This window comes from Helcococcus sp. KG196 (assembly GCF_046035495.1).
In the GTDB taxonomy this organism is placed as follows: domain Bacteria; phylum Bacillota; class Clostridia; order Tissierellales; family Peptoniphilaceae; genus Helcococcus; species Helcococcus ovis.
Genome location: NZ_JBFNFI010000003.1, coordinates 78,221 through 96,424 on the forward strand (window position 1 = coordinate 78,221; position 18,204 = coordinate 96,424).

Below are 18,204 nucleotides of genomic sequence, written 5' to 3' on the forward strand. Positions count from 1 at the left end.
AAGTCAAATTACTACTTGTCTCCATCTAATCCTTTGATGCTATTGTTATTGAGTTTTTCAAGTGACATCAATTGAGTTCTAGCCATTTTTCTAAGCTCTATCATTCTTTCTTGTTGCTCAATTCCCTTACTTATGAGAATGGCATTATAGCTTTCCATATTCGCCAGCACTAACAACTCGTTTAGACTTGCATAGTCTCTCATATTCCCCTTTAATTCAGGATTTTCTTTGTGCCATTGTTTTGCTCTTTTGTTAAACAAAGCTACATTTATGATATCTGCCTCACTTGCATATTTGTATAATAACTGTTCTTTAGTAAGATCGTTTAAAAGATGTTCTCTGATGGCGTCTGTATGAATTTTATAGTTAATCTTTGATATTTCTCGATTTAAATTCCAGCCAAGAGATAATCTTGAATTTTCATCTGATTTAAGTCGCTTATAGTCTTGAATTAAATATAACTTGAATTCTGCTGAAATCCATGAAGCAAATTCCATAGCTATATCGGGATGTGCATAAGTGCCACTATATCTCCCTGCCTTAGCTATTATTCCAATAGCATTGGTAGAATTTATCTATTTTTGTGGAGTCATCGTAAATCTATTAAGTCCTGATTCATTTCTAAACGTGTCGAATTGCACACGGTTAAAATTTTCGTTGTTAAGAACTTCCCACACCCCTATAAACTCCAATGTATTTCTATTTCTCATCCAGTTTTGAATGACAAATCGTGGATCATCACTATTTCTATACTTTGCTATATCTGTAAGACTTATATACTCGTTTTTAAAGTCTTCTGTATAGATTTGGATTGAAAATCCTTTTACTTCAATAGTTTCTTTTTTTATTTTAGACATATAAATTCCTCCTTTATGTTGATGTTATATGTCAAAATGTTAATCTCTTGTCCAAAAAAAATTACCGTCCCCGTTTCATTTAAATGTCTCCCGATGCTCAAAATAAGAGAACCTGACTAGTTTATTATATCTTAGACAATATCAATACATATTATTTTTATACTTTAAAAATTAAAGTTTTGTTGATAAAACAGAATATATTTTTTATATATATATCATATTCTTTTTTCAATATTAAACCACTCAACCAATGTTTTTTGTCTACCACTAAAATCCCATTCTTTATATTTTTCAAAAACTTTTTCTATACCTCCATACTGATTTACTAGTTTTTCTATTGCAAGAAAGCTTCTACAATAGTTATAAAAAATAGCTGCATAGCTATTATCAAATGTTTCATAACCGAATGATTCTAAAGATTTCCATGTATTTTTCTCTTCAAACATTTCAACTAGCGACTGGTTAATTTGCTTCTCTAATTTATACTCTTGATCAGATAAGAAAAATTTTTTACTAATATTATTCACACATTCCTTCTTCAAACCAAATTCCTGATTCAAGTTCATCATTAAAATCATCTACAAAGAGTTCACTATGATGTACTAGCTCATGACCAATTATTTGAAGTAGGTTGTTATCACTCATTCTATCGTAATAAGATTCAATTATTTTTGTCTGTTCTGTAGAGTTATAGATATCAAGTTGATTTATATAGATTTTTTTCCAAACTTCTATTTCAGGCGTAAAGATTACTCTTCTTTCATTTGTATAAGCCGGTATAGGAAGACCGCTATGTACACGTGTGGCAACCTCTAAATTGCATAAGACCAAATATTTTGGATACTCATAGACCAAAAAGTTTTTACTAATGTAATCTAAAAATTTTTCTATTTTATCAGAATTTATCTTAATAAAATTATTATAAACCTTTAGCTCCTCTGTATTTGTCACAGAATAAATATATTTCATAATACTAACCTCAAAAATTTCTCAATTATCTTTATTAACTTTACTTTGTGGAACATTTTTCTTTCATAACATTTTAACTAGCTCATAAATCCAATTATGTTTCAGCTAAATATTTATAAAAAATTGTTTACATGTATAAATTATAGCATAAAAAATGTTAGAAGAGCGAATTGTCTTCTAACATTTAGGATGTATTTTTACTGTTGAATCAGAAACTTTATATAATAAATACATTCATACATTTTATAGCTCTATTTCACCTTTTAAAAATTGTTCTACATTAATATTTTTTATACCTGATTCTGAAAAATCAAGAGTATCTAAACTTAAAATAATCTTAGGATAATTATCTTCAATCATCTGAAGAGGCCTAAATTCTCTTTCTCTTGTTTTTTCATCTATCAAACTCATACTTACTTGTATATAAATTATTTCCTCATTTTTTTCACAGATAAAGTCAATTTCGTAATCATCTATTTCACCTGTATAAATTCTATAATCTCTACGTAGTAATTCTAAAAATACGAGATTTTCTAAAATATGTCCATAGTCTTTATTTTTTCCAGATGCCAATGATGTTCTTAATCCTGGGTCAACTCCATAAAATTTATTATTTCTTGAAAAAACTTTTCTACCCTTTAAATCATATCTTTCTAATTCATAAATTAAATATACTTCTTTTAAGTATTCTAAGTAAATTGATATAGTTTCCTCTTTCGAATTAATCCCTAACTCAGATTTTATTGTATTAGAAATTTTTCTAATTGAAAACATCAACCCTGAATTTTGAAATATAAAACTTGCTAAAGCTCTCAAAAGATGACTGTTATTTATTTTGTTTCTTAGCATTACATCTTTTAATAAAACGGAATCTAATAGGTCGTTTAGAATCGTACTTTTTGAATGATTGTTTTCGATGCCTACTACTCCTGGAAAACCGCCATAAGTCATATAGTTTTGTAATGTTAAATCAACATCCTTCAAGATGGATTCCTTTAATGAAAACGGGTAAACCACTATAGAAACATACCTTCCAGCTAGATATGTAGCAAGCTCAGATGAAAGCAATTTAGCGTTTGAACCAGTAATAACAATATCTATCTTCTTATCTAAATTAAGAGAATTTATATCACCCTTAAGGGGATATTACAATAATATATAACTATATTTTTCTAGTTATATAACCCTGATAGGGATATTTTATTTCTATTTCTTCAAACTAATTAAGACAATAGTTGCAATGGCATAATTCTTTAGTGTCTAATTCTTTATAAAATTTTCTTGTTCTTTCAATATTCATTTCTACCTCAGAATCAATTAAAATCTCGGATTGTATATAAGGACAAAACACTATTCCACCTTATCCTTACACACTTTCAAGAAAACGACTTATCATCTCTTCTGTAGATTCATTTAAAAGCATTTCCTCTGTAACCTTCTTATCCTCTACAAATGAATTCAATTCTCTTCTCAACATCCCTTGTTGTCCCACTCGCACTAAAATACACAATCAACTGTTTATCCATAAATTCCTCCTCGAATAAATGTTTCGTGACATACTTTAATACTGTTTGATAATATTATATCACTTAGCAGGGAAATGGAAATGTGAATATGTGGAGTTATTCGGAATTTGGATATATTGTTAGAAAATTTTTTAGGAATGGAAGTGTAGGCGGAATGTTTTACTTGGTTATTTTTAAAATATGAATTTGCCTAGTAATTCTAAAATTATTTTGAATGATTCACTGTAATTTCGTAACATTATTCTGCTTAGGCATTAAATTCTATTCTAACATCTATAGTCATAGTAGTACTTTCAAGGAGTTTTCTCCAAAATGGTACTAAATTCGATTTTTCTAAATTTGGTGCCAAAATCGACTGGCAAAAATGGTACTAAAATTGAAAATTCCGGATTTGGTACCAAAACGGTGCCGAAACAGACACTAAGCCATTATACAGGCACAAAACTATTACAGAGACTATAATCCGCACAGATCTGCAAAACCCACAAAGCACGAAGAATCCCAAAGCCCCACAAAACACACAGCATCCACAACCTCTACAGTAGATACCCTTGCGGGGTATCTTCCTCTTCTATCTTAAAAAGTATCCTCCACTATTCTTTTCTAATTATTTTCCTGATATTTCTATACAGGTATGGCTTGATTATTTCAATTTCGACGGGTTCTTCATGGATGATGCTTGAATATAGCACCGCGCCGAGCATTTCGAGTATGATGAATAGATTGATTAGAAATTCTTCACTTGTGAATGTTTCTTCGAATTCTTTTTGTAATTCATTTAGGACTTTGACGATGATGTTGTCGGAGTCGTTTTTTTCTAACACTTCTTTATATAATGAGGTTGAAATGTTTTTATGAATTAAGCTTAGTAATGCTTTATCATTTGATAGGTAGTTGATAATGTAGTCGCAGAAGGCGATGATTTTGTCTTCTCGATTTTCGTAGTTTTGAGCTTGAATGTGTTTGTATGCCATTTCAACGACTTCGCTGGATTTTTCTATGATTAATTTATTTCTAATGTCGATTTTGTCCTTGAAATATAGGTAGAATGTACCTTTTGCAACTTTTGAGTTTTTTGTAATTTCGTCTATTGATGTGTTGTCAAATCCATTCTCAATGAATAGCTGAAATGCTGATGATAAAAGTTTTTTAATTTTAAGGTATTTATTTTTTTCTCGTCTACTATTTTCTTTATTTTCCACGTTATCCTCACATATTGAATGTTATTGCTTTATATTTAATATAACACTTTGAGAAATTTATACAAGTGCTGTTGTAGTATATTTAAAAAATTTCGACATATAACCATTCCAAATTTCCCATTATAAACAAACTTATTATCTCACCTAATTTTTCCAATGATTTAAACTATTGACTTTTAGTCATAAATGTATATAATATTAATATATAAAATAAATGACTAATAGTCAGTATTTTATAATAAGAAAGGAGTTAGAGGATGAAAATAGGAAAGTTTGTGTCTAAACATAGTAAAATGATCCTTATCATTTCCACTATATTGCTGGTGCCGGCGGTATTGGGATTTATGGCAAGTGATATTAATTATGATATTTTGAGTTATTTGCCACAGGATATTGGATCTACTAAGGGACAAGATATTTTAGATAAGAAGTTTAATAGTGCGGCTACTTCGATGTTGATTTTGGAGGATAAGACTGAGTTTGAAGTGGGCGAGATTAAAGAAAAGATTGCAGAGGTGAAGGGTGTAAATGATGTAATTTCTAGATCAAGTTTAGTGCCTAATATGGTGCCAAATGAATTTTTGCCTAAAGATTTGGAAAATGCTTTTTATAGCGAAAATTCTACATTAGTGTTTGTGAAGTTTGATTATTCAGCGGCATCTATTGAAACGCAGGAAGCGGTTCAAAGTATTAGGGAGATTGTTGGAGATGATGGGTATTTGAGTGGGATATCCCCTACTGTAAAAGATACCAAGGATTTGACAGATAAAGAAACTCCGGTATATACGGGAATAGCGGTAGTGCTAAGTTTGATTGTTTTGTCATTTTTAACAAAATCTACATTCATACCGATATTTTTCCTTGTGAATATAGGTTATGCGGTGCTGTATAATATGGGAACAAATTTTGTATTTGGAAATATTTCATATTTGACAAAATCCATTGCGGCAGTGTTACAGTTGGCGGTGACAATGGACTATTCAATTTTCTTATATCACAGATATGAAGAAGAAAGAAGGAGATATTCCGATCATAGAGAGGCTATGGCTATAGCTATTGAAAAGACAATAAATGCTTTGGGCGGTAGCTCATTGACTACAATTGCAGGATTTTTGGCCCTTATAGTTATGAGGCTTACACTTGGTAAGGATATCGGGCTTGTAATGGTTAAAGGTGTAATATTTGGGCTATTGACTTGTATTACGGTACTTCCTTCATTTATTTTGACATTTGATAAATTGATTCATAAATACCAACACAAGGTGTTGTTACCTCAATTTAATAAAACAGCCAAATTTATAGCTAAACATCATGTGGCATTTTTGATATTGGCAATAGTTTTGTTGATTCCATCTGTGTATGGCTCATTGAATTATGATGTTTACTACAATCTGGATAGATCACTACCTAGAGATCTACAATCAGTGGTTGCATTAAATAAGTTGAAAGATGATTATGATATGCAATCTACACATTTCATTGTAATGAGTGATAAAGTGAGTGATCAAGAAGTAAAGGAAATGAGTGAAAAGATAAAGGATGTTGACGGCATCAATAGTGTTCTGTCCAAGTCTCAAATAAAGGGTGCGATGATTCCGGATGAAATATTGCCGGATAAATTGATAGATAATTTTGAGAGGAATGGTTATCAATTGGTAATGATTCAGTCAAAATATAAAGTGGCTTCTGATGAGGTACACGATCAAATTAACCAATTGAAAAATATTGTTGTCAATTATGATAAAAACGCGTATATCACTGGAGAGGCTGAATTAACAGATGATCTAACAACAATTGCGGATAAAGATTTTAAGAATGTAAATATATTATCCATATCTGTGGTGTTTGTGATTATAGCGATCACATTAAAGTCTATTTCATTGCCAATACTTTTAATTTTAGCTATTGAGTTAGCCATTCAAATGAATATGGCAGTTCCATTTTATGTTAATCAAACCATTCCATTTGTGGCTTCAATCATAATTGGAACAATACAGTTGGGCTCAACCATCGACTATTCAATCTTGATGACAACTAGATGGATGGAAGAAATTAGGAATGGTGCTGATAGATTGACAGCTATTGAAACCACAATAAGGGAAACATCTAGCTCAATCATCACTAGTGCCCTATCATTTATCGTGGCGACCGCTGGTGTTGGACTTTATTCAAAAATGGAAATTGTGAGCGTGTTCGGACATATGATGGCGAGAGGAGCATTCTTCAGTATGTTAGTAATACTATTCATCCTACCTTCAATCATCTATTTCGCAACACCATTAATCATAAAAACTACAAGAGGGCTAAATAAGAAACCAGAAAGTGTAAATCAATAAAGGAGTAAAGAATGAAAAATAATAAATTAAAAAGAGTTGTTGCTTTGATTTTGGCGTTTTCTCTAATGTCATCACATGTGCTTTTTGCCAAGGGTGATGAAGATAAAAGAAATGAATTTGTATTTTCAGTTTTTGAAAATGGACAAATCAAAGAAGAAAAGACTGTGAGTGTATGGCAAACTAGTGATAAAGAGATTAATTTTTCAGAAAAGACAAATCTGGAAAATGTAAAAAATTTGAAAAGTTCTGATATAATCGATAGAGTGTCAAATAAAATTAATTGGAAGACTGATAATAAAGATTTATATTATCAAGGAAAATCTAAAAGAGAACTTCCAATCGATATAAATTTGAATGCAAAATTAGATGGAAAGACTGTAGATTATACTAGTTTGGATAATGTGAATGGACATTTGACATTAACCATTCAACTTAAAAATAAAGAATATAAAGATGTAAAAATCGATGGAGAAAATAGAAAAATCTTTAGACCATATTTAGCAGATATCGCATTTATTGCTGATAATTCTTCTGTAAATAATTTTGAACACAATATTGGCGAAGTAACCAAAGATGGTTCAAGGATTGTGCTAAATACAGTAATGGCACCTGGTATGAAAGAAACATTTCAAAATGATTTAGATAAATTAGATATCGAAGAAATCAATGATATTAAAGACAAATTGGTTGATGAGTTAACAATCGAAATGGATGTTAAAAATTTCAAACCTCAAGCAATTATGATTGGTTTTACAAATTTAGATTTAAATAGTGAAAAGTTGAAAAAAGCTGATGATTTAGATAGTTTAAAAGATTCCTTAAAAGAGTTAAAAACTAATGGAGACAAATTATTAGATGTAAGTAAAAAGATATCTGAAGGACAAGAGAAATTCCATTCTGGCGTAAAACAATTATCAGATGGCGTATCTCAATTAACTTCAGGTTCAAGTAAAATCAACGCTGGTATGAATGAAGTAAACAACAACATCTTAAAAACACTTGATGCAAGCAAAAAACTACATCAAGGTTCAAACTCCATGCTAAATGGTGCAAAAGAACTTAAGAATGGTTCATCTGCATATAGACAAGGTTTTGAAAAATATAACTCAAATTTCAATGAATACACAAAACAAATAAATGGCATGACTTCAAAGGTTGATGATCTTAAAAATATTAATCAATTAACTGATGCAACCGATGCATTAAGCAATGGTTCAAGCGACTTAAATAATGGGTTAAATTTAGCCAACGATAAGTTTAATACATTAAACACTAAGACTACTGAATTGACTGGAAATTACCATAAATTTAATGAAGGCATTGCTCAATTAAATGAAAATGGTCAAAAATTAAGTGAATCTTCCAATGCACTAAATGAAGCAAGTCACAAAATTTCAGACAATATAGGTCAATTAAGTAACTCAATAAAAAATATAAAAGAAGGAGCAAATAATTTAAATCAAGCTACACAAAAACTTGCAAATTGTCTTTCTCCTCAATTTGAAGACAATAGCGGAGAAATTAAAAATAATTTAGGTGAAGTTGCATCATTGCTACAAAGTCTAAATGCAAATGAAGAGATAAAAAATAATCCAGAAATGGCAAAAGCACTAGCTCTTCTAAATAAAACATTCCAACAAGAAAGTAATAGCGCGAATGTATTAAATAATTCTGCTACTAAATTATCCGAAACAGTTGACACATTGAAACAAAGTGCTGAAGCGATTAATAACGGAGCTACAGAATTAAATCAAGGTGTGACAAGAGCAACAGAAGGCATAAATGCATTAAATACAAAGACAGATGAGTTTGCCATTTCACATGATAAATTCAACACTTCACTAAATGCATACACTTCAGGAGTGACTGGCATAAAAACTTCTTCTGATAAAATAGATGCCGGACTTAGCCAAATAAATAATGGTCAATCCGAATTACTTAAAGCATACAAGAACATCGCAAATGTTGCGAATAAGTTAAATCAAGGCAATAAACAATTAAATGATAAATCTAAAGAAATAACAAATAAAGTAAATCAATATTTGCCTAAAGTTAAGCAATTATCAAATGCTACAAATCAATTAAATCAAGGCTCAATAATGCTTAGAGATAATTACGAAAAACTAAATGGTGGTATTGAAAAATTACAAAATGGTTCATTTGAACTAAACACAGGACTTGATATGTTTGAACAAGGTGTAAATCAATTATACAATCAAGGAAGTCAAAAATTAGTCCAAGCTACAGGTCAATTAGATGAAGGATTAAACCAAATCAATAGCAAAATGCCTGAACTTACAAATGCAAGCTCAGAATTAAACAAAGCAAATCAAGAACTTTCTGAAGGCATGAATGAATACATGGATAAGGGAATCAACGAACTTGATAAAAAAGCAAGTGAAGGATTAGATAAAATAGACAAAATAGTTAAAATTAAAGATGAGTTAATTAAATTCGATCAAACATTTGAAGATAGCTTCACTGGTTATGATGGTGAAGTGAAGACAAAAGTTAAATACTTGGTTAAGATTGATTAATGAAATTAGGAGGAGCAGTTATCTTCTCCTTTTTTTGAGAGGAGTATAGTTATAGAATCCTTCAAGTTTGGAGGAATGCTTTGTTGATTTTATTATATTTGAAGGGGCATAATCATAGACTCCAAAATCCTGGCCTGAAATGGTACTAAATTAAATATTTTCCAATTTTGTGCCAAAATTTTTGAGTGAAAATGGTACTAAATTCGATTTTTCCCAATTTGGTACCAAAATCGCCAAAAATAATTGGTACTAAAATTAAAAATATAAGATTTGGTGCCAAAATCGCCAAAAATAATTGGTACTAAAATTAAAAATATAAGATTTGGTGCCAAAATCGACTGGCAAAAATGGTACTAAAATTAAAATTTCAAAATTTGGTGCCAAAATGGTGCCAACCCCAATATAGAATCTATAAAATCTACATAGCCCACAGTAACCTCTCCCTACCCATAAAGCTTACAATACCCCGAAAACCTCCAAAATCCTGAAAAGCCCACAAATTTCATAAAATTATTGTAGATACCCCGCGGGGTATCTACCCATCCCCATCATACACATAGAAAGGGACTGTTTCATAATGATATAAAAATCATTATGTAATGGTCTTTTTTCTTTTTTTTCTGTAGATATTGATATTACTTGATTGGATTTAGATTTTAGATTATTAAAAATTTTTGATTTTTTAGACTGCACCCTAAAAATGAGCGCAAGAAATAAAGGTATGATCCTTAATTTTTTTTTCTAAATTTACGCTATTTTTTCTTCCGATATTTGATATCTTGTTGGACCATAATCTTTATCATATATTTTATTTGTTAAGGTGTTTAGATTCATAGCTATTGCCATGATACTTATCTCGGTTACTACATTTTTTAATCCTTTATGATTAAACCTTTTGTAGCCCAAGGCTTCTTTTAATTTCGAAAACTCACCTTCAGCTTGTATAGACCTGTTTATTCTCTCATTTATACCTTCTAATGAAGTTATGTTTTCTAAATAATTTAACCTGTATTTCTCAAATATTTCTGTAAAATATAGCGATTTTGTCTTAAATCCATCTTTGTTCCAATCAAAACATTTATATACTTTAGATGTTGAAATATAGCCGCTTTTCTTTACTCTTTTTTTATCTTTTATTCTTACAAACAAATCACCATCTTTACTTTCATAACTGTCTGTCTCTTTGTTATCGATTAAACTTTCTCTAAATTTCAAATCTTATTTATATTTTCTAGTTTTTTATATCTCATAGTTTGAAGGCTTTATGAAGGCTCTTAAATTTTATGACTGATTTTTTCCAAACAAAAATATATTTATTGGAATTAGCTTCAATTTTAGTACCATCAATGTATATGCTTGAAGCATCTAAAAAGTCATTTTCTAACAAATACTGATTATTTAAATAAAGTATTTTCTCAACGAAAGGTGCTAATTTATTTCTAAATCTATTTATTGTCGAATGATCAGGTGATTTTTTTCCTTCAAGAAGGTACAAAATTCTTAAGTCATATTTACACATTTTCTCTATTTCTCTAGAAGTTCTAACTCCTTCTGAGTAGCAGTAGATTAGAATCTTAAACATTGTAATAGGATCAACTAATGTTTTTCTCCCTTTAACGGAGTATGCATCTACTATGAAACTTAAATCTATCTACTCAACTAATTTTCGCAAAACCAAAAGCTTTAAATCACTTTCAACAACAATATCTAGATTAAAATCCATTTTTAATTGAATTTCTCCATGCTTTAGGTTAGAATTAAACACAGATAAAGTATTGTATGTCATAAAACTATTTTATCACAAAAAGCCCTGAACGGTTAGAATTCAGGGCTTTTTTGATACATTTATTAAATTATTTTAATTTAAAGAGGCTATTTTGCAACAACCCCTTTCAAAGAACTATTAATAATCATAATATTTTTCTACTATTTCATTTGGATTTAACACTATATCGAAATTAAAATGTATAAATTGTTGATATAATTCTGTTCCATTTTCTAAATTTAAATCATTATATAATATATCATAACCCAATACAAACAGTATTTTTTCTTTTACTATCTCTCCAAATTCATTCGTATATTCTAATTCTTTTATACTACCTTCTGTAATTTTCTTTATATATTCATTATTAACCTCATCAAATATACCAATTTCAAAATTAATTTTACAATAATATATTTTTTCCATATATGATAAAATTTGTTCATTTATATAATTAGCGACCAATACTTTAACTGTTATATTCATAACTTATTCTCATTTCCTAAATCTGCCATCCCTTAGAAGCTTCAAAGCTTTTCTTGCGTTTGCATTCCTCTAGATGCAGCATTCATTATTTCTTAAATTGTTTTATATAAAAACTCAGATGGGAATTCTCTTCTAATTCTATCTTTTCTAAATTTAGAAATTATTTCATCAGCGGTCATCGAAATACTTTCTTCCTCAACATTATTATTTTTGAAATAATTAACCACTTGATTATACAACCAAGTTCCTGTTTTTATTGCAGCGTCTCCTATTATAATAACCCCCGCAACTGTTATTACTACTTTTCCAATACCTGGAATCCAATATGTGCCAGCTAAACTTTTCCAAATTATTGATGTATCGCTATATGCTTTTACAAAAATATTATTATCTTACAGTAATAGTTTATCTAAAAAATTATATTATTTAATTTTATTGTTATCTAAGCTTTCTAAGTAAGCTTCTAACTTTGGAACAATATATTCAAATGTTTCTGCTTTAAATGGATTTTTTAGTCCAACATGTTTAATAATTTCTTTTGTACCTAAACTTCCTCCTAACTTACACAATTCCAAATATTTACTCCATGCTTCTTCGTGGTTTTCCATATCTAAAACAAAAAATTGGAACGCATTGATTTGAGCAATTGTGTAATCTAAATAGTAGAATGGTGATTGATAAACATGCATTTGGGCTTGCCATCTTCTACCAGATTCCATATAGTGATTGTCTGCATAATCAATATGTGGAGAATATTTCTTTTCAATTTCTCTAAATTTGGCATTTCTTTCTTCCGGCGTTACTGTAGGATTGTCATATACCCATTCTTGGAATTCATCAATTGATGCTCCGTATGGTAAGAATTTTAACGCCCCAACAACGTGGTTGTAGTAATATTTTTCTGTATCTTCACCGAAAAACGCTTCCATCCATGGATGTGTAAAGAATTCCATACTCATTGAGTGTGTTTCCATGATTTCCATGCAAGCACCTCTGTTTTCAACAGGATGTACATTTCTTGTTACATAACCTTGGAATGCATGTCCTGCTTCATGAGTTAAAACATCAACATCATGTGCTGTACCATTAAAGTTTGCAAATATAAATGGTAATCCGATTACATCTAATGAAGTCATATAGCCACCTGGTGCTTTACCATCAGTAGAAGATAAATGCATCATTTCATTATCAATCATTGCACTGAAAAATTCATCAGTTTCTGAAGATAATTCTTTATACATTTTTTGAGCTTCTTTTACAAGTTTTTCTTCATCTCCTTTTGGAGTTGGATTTCCTGATAAGAATTCTAATCCCAAATCATAGTATTTTAATTGATCTACACCGATTCTTTCTTTTTGTTCTTCATAAAATTTTCTTGTTAATGGAACTATATATTTTAAAATTTGTTCTCTGTAATTTTTAGCGTCTTCTCTATTCCAATCAGTTCTACCAAATTCTCTATATGCAACGTCAAGATATGATTTAAATCCTAACTTTGTAGCAATTTCATGTCTGATTTTTACTAGTTGATCATAAATATTGTCAAACTGATCTTTCCTTTCATCAAACCATTTTGATGTAGCTTCTGATGCTGCCTTTCTAACTTCTCTATCTTCTGATTGCTTGTATGGAACCATTTTTGATAAATTTAATTTTTTTCCATCAAATTCAATTTCTGCAGTACCCATTAATTTTTGGTATTCAACAGATAATTTTGACTCTTTAACTTTATCTTCCATAATTTCAGGTTTAAATATATCCTTTTGTAGTTGATCTTTTTTTGTAATATTTTTGCCAAATCTTTCTTCATATTCATTTCTAAATGGAGAATCTAATCTAATATTTTTTAATTTATTATCCAGTTGTGAAAATCTAGGTAAAACTTCATTAAAAGCCTCTACTTCTTTTTCATAAAATTCGTCTCTTGTATCGATTGAATTTCTAACATACGCAATTGTATAATCTTGCGAAAATTGACAGGAAATATCTTCAATATTTTTTAATGCATCAAAATATTCTTCACTTGTTTTTGAATTCTTAGCTTCCTCCATGTATTTATCTAAATCTGATAATACTTTTTCAAAATCAGGTCTTGTATATTTTATATCCTTAAACTTCATAACTACCTCTTTTTATTTCGTTTAATATTTCTCTTAGTATTAAATCTTCATTAAAATCGTATTTTTCTTTCAATTTTTCTATTTGATATTTTTCTAATTTTTCATTTAAATTTAATGGCCTTGCAAAATCTGTTTTTCCATTTTCTAGCTTATATAATAATAAACTTCCCTCATTGATAAGATTTATAGCAAACTTTCTTAATTCATCATTGGAATTATTTAACAAAACATTCCATCTTTTTATATTTTTAGGAACATATAATTTATTTGGGAGTAATCCAATATATCTAACTGAAAGATTTCTTATTGTCCCTCTTACATTTAAGCTTTTATCTGTAATTGAACTTCTTATAGGTGACATCTTTAATCCGCTTAAAGGCCCATTTAATGATATTAAATAATCCATTCTGTATTTATTTATACCAAGCTTCAATATTTCATCATCTGAGATTTCTGTATCATCCATTTTCCTTAGATTTTTTATCCTATTTCCTTCATCTTCATTTAAGTCAATATCGTATTTTATATTTCCAAAAATATCAAATGTAGAATACTTAAATTTAATTCTTTCAGGATTAAAAGAAATGTTAATATCATCAGGGTAAAACTTATTGAATACTCCTGCTGACCATTCAATATATTTCTTTAAATCAGATCCCAAAATGTTATATATAGAAATTTCCCCTCCGGAATAACTATATGAATTATTTATATTTTTTCGCTTAATCTCTCCTTTTAGAATCACTGGATACGGGTTATCTAAATGAATTGATACTACGTCAGCACCACTATAATCAAGCATTACGTCCAAAAAGAAATCTGTAACTTTCGTTTGAGCAACTCTTGTTTGAGCTATCCCTTTGACATCATCATTTTCAGATAAATCCTCTGAAGTATACCCTATAAACTCATTTGCTCTTTCTCTCAATTCTTTATGATATTGAGCTAAGATATCTTCAATTTCCTCATCAGATTCTATTTCATCATCAATTTTTATAATTGATGGTCTTATATCTTCTAATTTTTTACTATCTATATCAAAAGTTAAATCCAACCTGCTTAAACCTTCAGCATGATACCCTGGTTCAAGAAAAATTGTATTATTTATCTTTTTGTTAATAATTTGATGCATATGCCCACCAAAAATCGCATCAATTTTTTCCGCACCTTTTACATTATTTAATAAGTCAATAATACCGGTATTTTCAATGTCATTTTCATTAAAATCACCCATATGGAACAACCCTATCAAAGCGTCACATTCTCCCACTTCTTTCAGAAGTCTTTCAAGCTCAAAATCTGCATCTATTACGTCAAAATTTTTTAAATTACCACGTTTAGCTTCAAATTTTCTAACTAAAGGTGTATTTAAACTGACAAATCCAATTCTGATACCTTTAATATTTTTATAATATACACCATTCATAAATCTCATAGTATTTTTCTTTCTATAGAGATTTCCCATCATTGAAACTCCATTAAATTGTCTAACTACATCAATTAAATGATCCATTCCAAAGTTAAATTCATGATTTCCCATATTATAAATTTCATATTTCATTTTATTTATAACTTCAATACCCGGATATTTTTCTCGATTAATAAAATATTCAGCACTATTACCTTGAATTAAGTCTCCATTGTCCATCAATACAACATATTCATTTTCTTTTTTCAAAGATTTAACGTATGTTGAAACTCTTGATAATCCTCCCTTTTTAGAATATTCATCTTTAGAATAATCCCAGGGCATATAATATCCATGAACATCACTAGTACACAATAGAGTTACTTTTAGTTTATTTTTCATATTTCCCCAAAAGTCTAATTACTAAATTTTAATTATTTTTAGTAATTCTTTAATTTTTTACTTTATCAATTTATCTAATTTATCAACTAATTCTCTAAATGTTTCTAGAGATTTATTAACTGTTTCAGGATTTGACATATCAACTCCTGCAATCTTTAATTGTTCAATTGGGAAATGATTATCCCCATCTTTTAAGAATTTAATATAATTTTCTCTGGCATTTTCAACACCTTCTAATACTCTTCTTACTAAAATTGAAGATGCTGTAAATCCGATAGCATATTTATATACATAAAAATTTGAATAAAAGTGAGGTATTCTCATCCATTCATAAGCTATTTCTTCATCTGATACCATTGAATCTCCAAAATATTTCTTATTTAATTCAAAGTAAATATTTGAAAAATCATCTTTTGTCAATACTTCGCCATTTTCAATCTTATGATGAACATCTCTTTCAAATTCAGCAAACATAGTTTGTCTAAATACTGTTGACTTATAGTTATTTACATAAAAATCTGTTAAGTATAATAATTCTTCTTCACTTTCAGCTTTTTTCATTAATAAATCTAATAATAATGCTTCATTAAATGTTGATGCTACTTCTGCAACGAAAATTGTATACCCTGAATGTAAGAAGTCATTTGTGGATCTATCATAATAACTGTGTAATGAATGTCCCATTTCATGTGCTAATGTAAATACACTACTTAATGTGCCATCAAAATTCAATAGTATAAATGGTTTTGTATCATAGGAACCTGATGAATACGCTCCATTTCTCTTTCCAGGTCTTGGTTCAACATCAATCCAATTTTCTTCAAAAGCTTTTTTATAGTTATTTACGTATTCTTCCCCCATTGGTTTAACTGATTCTATAACTAATTCTTTAGCTTCCTCAAAAGTATATTTCTTTTCAAATTTACTTGTCATCGGCATATATACATCATACATATGTTGTTCATCCAACCCTAATGCTCTTTTCTTAATTTCATAATATTTGTGTAAATATGGTAAATTAGTATGTATTGATTCAACCAAAGCATCATAAACTTGAGTACTTACATCATCTCTATACAAAAACATTTCTCTTATGGAGTTATATTTTCTTAATTTTGAAATTTTACCCAATCCATCAATATGTGAATAATAGGATTGAGCTATTGTGTTTCCGTATTGATTATATGTATCATAAAACTTCTTAAATGATTCTTTTCTCAATTCTCTATTTTCATCCATTTGAGTATTTACAAAATTTATATTTGTAAGTTGCTTATCAAATTTTTCTAAATATGGAAATTTCATATCAGTATTAGTTAAAAAATAATACAAATTTGCTGATGTTCTTAATGTTGAACTTAATGAGCTCATTATCAATTCTTCTTTATCTGATAATGTATGAGCTTTATATCTAAAAATTTTATTTAAATATACATCATAGGCTTTTAACTCTTCTTTATTCTTCAATTCTTCTATTTCTTGTTTATCTAAAGACAATAAAAGAGGGGTTAAAAATGCGAATACTGTTGAAATTTTTGAGTTTAAATTAGAAACTTCCTTATCTAATTTTTGAAAATTAGATACATTTGAATCCTCATCTTTTTTCATATGTGAATATGCTGCCAGTTTATATAATAATCTTGAAATTTCAACATCCTTTTGTAATAATTTTACTAAATTTTTTTTAGGTTCTTCTTTCAATGATTTAACTTCTTCCAATAATTTTTCAATATTTTTTATTTCATCTCTTGCTAAATCATCGTTTGAATAAATTGATTCCAAATCCCATCTTAATTTTTCCATAATTCCTCCTATGAATCCATTTCATCACTGTAAAAATATCCTTCTCCCCATTTAGTTTGAATATATCTATCAGTTTGTGTTGATTCTAATTTTTCTCTAAGTCTTCTAATATGAACATCAACTGTTCTAATATTTGATTCTTCTATATCTTTCCATAAAGAAGCAGCTAATTCTTTTCTAGAAAATACTTTTCCTTTATTTGAAACAAGAATAAATAGTAAATCAAATTCTTTTCCTGTCAAATCCAACTCTAAATCATCCACTGTAACTTTTCTACCTAATATATTAAACTTAAACTTATCTTTAGCCATAGAGTTGTCAGCCTCTTTCACAATTTTTATTGTTTCAGTTTTATTAGCCCTACTTCTTCTAAGTACAGATCTAATCCTTGCTTTCAATTCAAGTAAGTAAAACGGCTTGATAATATAGTCATCACATCCATATTCTAAAGCTAAAACTATTTCATTAGGCTCTTTATTATTAGACACAACTATAGTTGGTATATTAATAATTTCATTCATTTTTCTCTTCAAATCCAATCCGGTTCCATCTTTAAAAACCATATCCATGATTACAAGATCATATTCATTCTTTTGTATAGAAAATAATGCCTCCTTAATTGTATTTGCTGAAAAAATTTCATATTCTTCAGATTTAAAACTGTAAATAAAATTATCTATAAATTCCTGATCTGAGTAAACTAAAAGTAATTTCACTGTAATACCACCCCTTTTTATATGTTAAATGAATTATAACATAAATGTAACATTTTACACAAATAAAAAGTTAACCT

Annotated in this window: 14 protein-coding genes and 2 pseudogenes; 2 read left to right on the forward strand and 14 right to left on the reverse strand. The window is 28.8% G+C overall.

What is annotated here, in order from left to right; translation table 11 throughout:
- Positions 1-11: 11 nt before the first annotated feature.
- From ABGF45_RS02425 to ABGF45_RS02450, 6 genes and pseudogenes are all read right to left on the reverse strand, one after another.
- Positions 12-857, reverse strand: a pseudogene (locus tag ABGF45_RS02425) (KilA-N domain-containing protein).
- A 215-nt stretch (positions 858-1,072) separates the two neighbouring features.
- Positions 1,073-1,384, reverse strand: coding sequence for a hypothetical protein (locus tag ABGF45_RS02430; RefSeq protein WP_209021575.1), 312 nt, complete (start codon positions 1,382-1,384; stop codon positions 1,073-1,075).
- Complete coding sequence (locus ABGF45_RS02435; RefSeq protein WP_209021576.1) at positions 1,377-1,826, reverse strand: hypothetical protein; 450 nt, start codon at positions 1,824-1,826, stop codon at positions 1,377-1,379. The genes ABGF45_RS02430 and ABGF45_RS02435 overlap by 8 nt, the downstream gene beginning before the upstream one ends.
- Positions 1,827-2,069: 243 nt before the next feature.
- Positions 2,070-2,810, reverse strand: a complete 741-nt coding sequence (locus tag ABGF45_RS02440; protein WP_209021577.1) for an ATP-binding protein — start codon at positions 2,808-2,810, stop codon at positions 2,070-2,072.
- Between the two features lie 18 nt (positions 2,811-2,828).
- Positions 2,829-2,954, reverse strand: a pseudogene (locus ABGF45_RS02445) (AAA family ATPase); the annotation flags it as partial.
- Positions 2,955-3,945: 991 nt separating this feature from the next.
- Positions 3,946-4,554 carry a TetR/AcrR family transcriptional regulator gene (locus ABGF45_RS02450; RefSeq protein ID WP_167620354.1) on the reverse strand — a complete coding sequence of 203 codons (609 nt, stop codon included), beginning with the start codon at positions 4,552-4,554 and terminating at the stop codon, positions 3,946-3,948.
- Between the two features lie 257 nt (positions 4,555-4,811).
- On the opposite strand from ABGF45_RS02450, the gene ABGF45_RS02455 reads away from it, so the two are divergent.
- Both ABGF45_RS02455 and ABGF45_RS02460 read left to right on the forward strand, forming a co-directional pair.
- Entirely contained in the window at positions 4,812-6,890 is a 2,079-nt protein-coding gene (locus tag ABGF45_RS02455; protein ID WP_134743907.1) for an RND family transporter, read from the forward strand.
- 11 nt (positions 6,891-6,901) lie between these two features.
- On the forward strand, positions 6,902-9,427 hold the full coding sequence (locus ABGF45_RS02460; protein WP_134743908.1) for a hypothetical protein: 2,526 nt from the start codon (positions 6,902-6,904) through the stop codon (positions 9,425-9,427).
- Positions 9,428-10,174: 747 nt separating this feature from the next.
- Here ABGF45_RS02460 and ABGF45_RS02465 read toward each other — a convergent pair.
- The 8 genes from ABGF45_RS02465 to ABGF45_RS02500 form a co-directional block, all read right to left on the reverse strand.
- The gene (locus ABGF45_RS02465; protein WP_209021578.1) at positions 10,175-10,642 is read right to left on the reverse strand and encodes a transposase; all 468 of its coding nucleotides are present in this window, start codon (positions 10,640-10,642) and stop codon (positions 10,175-10,177) included.
- 31 nt (positions 10,643-10,673) lie between these two features.
- Positions 10,674-11,009 carry a transposase gene (locus ABGF45_RS02470; RefSeq protein WP_209021579.1) on the reverse strand — a complete coding sequence of 112 codons (336 nt, stop codon included), beginning with the start codon at positions 11,007-11,009 and terminating at the stop codon, positions 10,674-10,676.
- Between the two features lie 321 nt (positions 11,010-11,330).
- Complete coding sequence (locus ABGF45_RS02475; RefSeq protein WP_134712012.1) at positions 11,331-11,678, reverse strand: hypothetical protein; 348 nt, start codon at positions 11,676-11,678, stop codon at positions 11,331-11,333.
- Between the two features lie 92 nt (positions 11,679-11,770).
- Positions 11,771-11,917: a hypothetical protein gene (locus ABGF45_RS02480; RefSeq protein WP_167554069.1), complete on the reverse strand. Its 147-nt coding sequence runs from the start codon at positions 11,915-11,917 to the stop codon at positions 11,771-11,773.
- Positions 11,918-12,100: 183 nt separating this feature from the next.
- Positions 12,101-13,798, reverse strand: a complete 1,698-nt coding sequence (locus ABGF45_RS02485; protein ID WP_134768815.1) for a M3 family oligoendopeptidase — start codon at positions 13,796-13,798, stop codon at positions 12,101-12,103.
- Complete coding sequence (locus ABGF45_RS02490) at positions 13,788-15,608, reverse strand: 5'-nucleotidase C-terminal domain-containing protein (RefSeq protein WP_408112577.1); 1,821 nt, start codon at positions 15,606-15,608, stop codon at positions 13,788-13,790. Before ABGF45_RS02490 ends, ABGF45_RS02485 begins: the two co-directional genes overlap by 11 nt.
- Positions 15,609-15,665: 57 nt before the next feature.
- A complete protein-coding gene (gene pepF / locus ABGF45_RS02495) occupies positions 15,666-17,411 on the reverse strand; it encodes an oligoendopeptidase F (RefSeq protein ID WP_134712015.1) in 1,746 nt (581 codons plus the stop codon).
- A gap of 8 nt (positions 17,412-17,419) precedes the next feature.
- Positions 17,420-18,127, reverse strand: coding sequence for a response regulator transcription factor (locus ABGF45_RS02500; RefSeq protein WP_245151220.1), 708 nt, complete (start codon positions 18,125-18,127; stop codon positions 17,420-17,422).
- Positions 18,128-18,204 lie beyond the last annotated feature (77 nt).

What these genes read in the sequence shown, in the direction of transcription:
- ABGF45_RS02470 (WP_209021579.1), bottom strand. Translation starts at nt 11,009, where the DNA reads ATGTTTAAGATTCTAATCTACTGCTACTCAGAAGGAGTTAGAACTTCT.
- ABGF45_RS02435 (WP_209021576.1), bottom strand. Translation starts at nt 1,826, where the DNA reads ATGAAATATATTTATTCTGTGACAAATACAGAGGAGCTAAAGGTTTAT.
- ABGF45_RS02475 (WP_134712012.1), bottom strand. Translation starts at nt 11,678, where the DNA reads ATGAATATAACAGTTAAAGTATTGGTCGCTAATTATATAAATGAACAA.
- ABGF45_RS02485 (WP_134768815.1), bottom strand. Translation starts at nt 13,798, where the DNA reads ATGAAGTTTAAGGATATAAAATATACAAGACCTGATTTTGAAAAAGTA.
- pepF (WP_134712015.1), bottom strand. Translation starts at nt 17,411, where the DNA reads ATGGAAAAATTAAGATGGGATTTGGAATCAATTTATTCAAACGATGAT.
- ABGF45_RS02455 (WP_134743907.1), top strand. Translation starts at nt 4,812, where the DNA reads ATGAAAATAGGAAAGTTTGTGTCTAAACATAGTAAAATGATCCTTATC.
- ABGF45_RS02460 (WP_134743908.1), top strand. Translation starts at nt 6,902, where the DNA reads ATGAAAAATAATAAATTAAAAAGAGTTGTTGCTTTGATTTTGGCGTTT.
- ABGF45_RS02490 (WP_408112577.1), bottom strand. Translation starts at nt 15,608, where the DNA reads ATGAAAAATAAACTAAAAGTAACTCTATTGTGTACTAGTGATGTTCAT.